Source organism: Gilvibacter sp. (genome assembly GCF_013214815.1).
Classification (GTDB): domain Bacteria; phylum Bacteroidota; class Bacteroidia; order Flavobacteriales; family Flavobacteriaceae; genus Gilvibacter.
On sequence record NZ_JABSPU010000123.1, the window covers coordinates 1 to 3165 of the forward strand.

Below are 3165 nucleotides of genomic sequence, written 5' to 3' on the forward strand. Positions count from 1 at the left end.
CCTGTTGACGGGATGGTTTACTATTTCTCTGAAGGAACTGGCGGACGTAGCATCTTTACTTTAGATGTCGGTTCCGGAACCAGTTCAGAGATTGCAGCCATCACTTCTTCGGGAGGAGCAAATAATGCTAATGCCATGGCCTTTGACCGTAACGGAGTACTTTATGTTGCTTTCGGCTCTGGTGATTTGAACATAGTAGATCCTTCTACGGGTGTTGGAACAGCTTTGGGTACTTTGCCAGGATCTGGTGGTGCTGGAATGACTTATGACTGGGACAACGACCGCTTGATCTACACGGTAGGTACAGGCCCGATTGACGTTTATGAAATTGATACTACAACAGGTGTTAGCAATCTATTGTTCCAATTTGCTTCTGTTCCTGGAGCCGGAGGTTCTTGTACTTCTCAGGCCGTGGAGTATGTAGGTAATGGTAAGTGTATCTCTTCTTCAACTTTTGGTTGTGGAATCATTTACACTATTGATTTGAATACGGAAGCCGTAGTTAGCCTTTCTGATCCTAACCCATTTGACAATTCAATCAAAGATTTGATGTACATCAATGCAGGTTCTCCATTTGCTGTTGCCTGTAATGATGCAACCACTGAGGTTCAAGCGGATCTTTCTGTGCCACTAGAAGGTTGGGAGATCAGTAATGCTCCAATTGACAATCTTTGGGCAGTAGATGCTTTTGCAGGTGGTTCTATGGATGTTCACTTGTATACCTATGATGCCGATACGGACGATATTAGTGTTCGCGTTGCCAATCAAGGAATGTCAGGGTCTAATCAATTTTACGGAATTGACTGGCACCCTATTGAGAACACGGTGTATATTATGCAAGACAACGATAGTTTTGAGCGCTCTTTGTTTCGTGTAGATGATATTACTGTAGGCGCCATTACTTTTATTGACACAATGGTTTCACCTTTAGGAGACACTCAACCACAAGACTTTACCTTTGGTAGTGATGGAGCCATTTATGTGACCTTCCAATCTGGAGAAATTGGTCTTTATGATATCAGTACTGGAACCATGAATGCTTTTGCTGATGTTGGAGCTGCAGGGTCTGACGGAGGAGTTGGATTGACTTATGACTTTGATAATAGCCGTTTGTTACACGCTAGTGGAAGTTCAACGGTTAACGTAAACGCTATTGACCTTGCTACCGGAACGGTTAGTGCTTTAGTTTCTTTCCCAACGCCTGATGGAGGTTGTGGAGGTACTGCTCAAGGTCTTGAATACATTGGAGGCGATCGTGCACTTGGGTCTACAACTTTTGGTTGTGACTCAATTTATGTAGTTGATTTGACTTCAGGAACCGGTACTCAATTGACCTCTCCATCTTCAGATGGTTTGTCATCGTCAATCAAAGACTTAATGTATGTGTCTTTTGAGCACACGCTATCACCAGATCCACTAGATTGTGATGACGTTGGAGATGTAACAGTTAATATTATGGTTACTGATCTTAACGGAAACATGTCTAGCTGTGATGCTACAGTTACTGTAGAAGATCCTAACGATTTTTGTGCACTATCTGTAGATGAGTTTACAGAAGCACAAGTAGTTCTTTATCCAAACCCAGCCGGAGATCAATTGCAGATCCAATGGAACGCTAATGAAGCCTTGGAGAGCATCCAGATCTTTGACATTACTGGAAAGCAGGTATTGACTCAAACCATGAACCAAAATGCTGGATTGACACTAGACGTGTCTGAATTAGCAACTGGTCTTTATGTGGTGAAATTACAAAGTGCTGCAGGAACAGCGGTAAAACGCTTGATCAAGCAATAAGCTTTAAACAAAATAAAACTAAAAAGGCTCCTTCTGAAGGAGCCTTTTTTTATTGTTCTTCTAAATACTCGTAGAGAAATTCTCCCCGAACGTATTGCACATTCCGCAAACTGTCTGTACGGTAACTGGTGCGTTTGGCGTTGAGTGAGAGGCCCGTTTTATTCTCGTAGATATCGTTTCTAATATAGCTGTAGCTGCCGTTGTGCAAAACCAAGGCCGCCTCTAAACGGTAATTCTCATTATTAAAGTAGTATTTCCATTTGGTGCCTTCGGATCCGTCGCTTTCTGTGTATCCTAAACCGATAACATAAACGCCTTGGCCGTCTTCCAGCACTTCATCATCAAATCGAACTAAAAGGTCAGCATCTGCCATTAACTTGAAGGGTTGACATAAAGTGTAAGGAGCCGTGCGCAAACTCTCCCTGTAACGCGTGCTGTCTTTGGCAGTGAGATCAAAATTGGCTTTGATCACCCCTGCAGAATCCAACTTAAAGGCTTTTAGTTGACTGTCGTCTAACCAGCGCATACTCGCGGGTAGATCTCGATATAGTGGATGGTGATAAACAATGCTGGTTTCAGACTCCAGACTGCCATCGGCTTTATAGAGTTTGGTGGTCTTTAGATAGCTGAGCTCATCCACAGCTTCCCAGGCGGCAATGCCACCGTGGTATTCCATACTTTTAAGTACAATATCTTCTGCCGATTCTTCTGTGCATGAAATACACCCAATCAGCAAAAGCACTAAAATTCCCAAACGGTTCATAGTAGTTTATTTTGCGTAGACCGGCCCCAATTCTCGGAGCATGATCTCTGTGATCTCTTCAATACCGTATTGATGCGCCCAGCCCCAATCTTTGCGCGCTTCAGAATCATCAATGGAGTTTGGCCAAGAATCTGCGATCTCTTGTCTAAAGTCAGGGTCATAGGAGATCTTAAAATCAGGCCTTTGTTTCTTTATTTCAGCCGCGAGCTCTTCAGGAGTAAAACTCAAAGCCGCCAAATTGTACGAGCTGTGAACTTTGATTTTTTCTCTTGGTACATCCATAATGGAAATCGTGGCATGGATCGCATCCTCTATGTACATCATAGGAAGTTCACTTTGCGCATTCAAAAATGACACATAGCAATCGTGTTTAAGCGCTTTGTGGAAGATATCTACCGCATAGTCAGTAGTTCCTCCGCCAGGAGCTGTTTTATAGCTGATCAATCCCGGATAGCGAATGCTTCTCACATCCACGCCAAACTTTCGGTGGTAGTATTCGCACCAGCGTTCTCCGGCCAGTTTACTGATCCCGTATACCGTGCTGGGTTCCATAATGGTTTGTTGCGGCGTATTATCTTTAGGTGTAGATTCGCCAAAGACGGCTATAC

General features: G+C 43.5%; 3 protein-coding genes. 1 reads left to right on the forward strand and 2 read right to left on the reverse strand.

All coding sequences use genetic code 11. From position 1 onward, the window contains the following. On the forward strand, positions 1–1794 hold a 1794-nt coding region (locus HRT75_RS14340; protein ID WP_291188185.1), incomplete at its 5' end, for a T9SS type A sorting domain-containing protein. Positions 1795–1843: 49 nt separating this feature from the next. On the opposite strand, the gene HRT75_RS14345 is transcribed toward HRT75_RS14340, so the two are convergent. Together HRT75_RS14345 and HRT75_RS14350 are read right to left on the reverse strand one after the other, a co-directional pair. After that, a complete protein-coding gene (locus tag HRT75_RS14345) occupies positions 1844–2557 on the reverse strand; it encodes a hypothetical protein (protein ID WP_291188186.1) in 714 nt (237 codons plus the stop codon). A gap of 6 nt (positions 2558–2563) precedes the next feature. Further along, a partial coding sequence (locus HRT75_RS14350; protein ID WP_291188188.1) for an NAD-dependent epimerase/dehydratase family protein occupies positions 2564–3165 on the reverse strand: 602 nt, incomplete at its 5' end.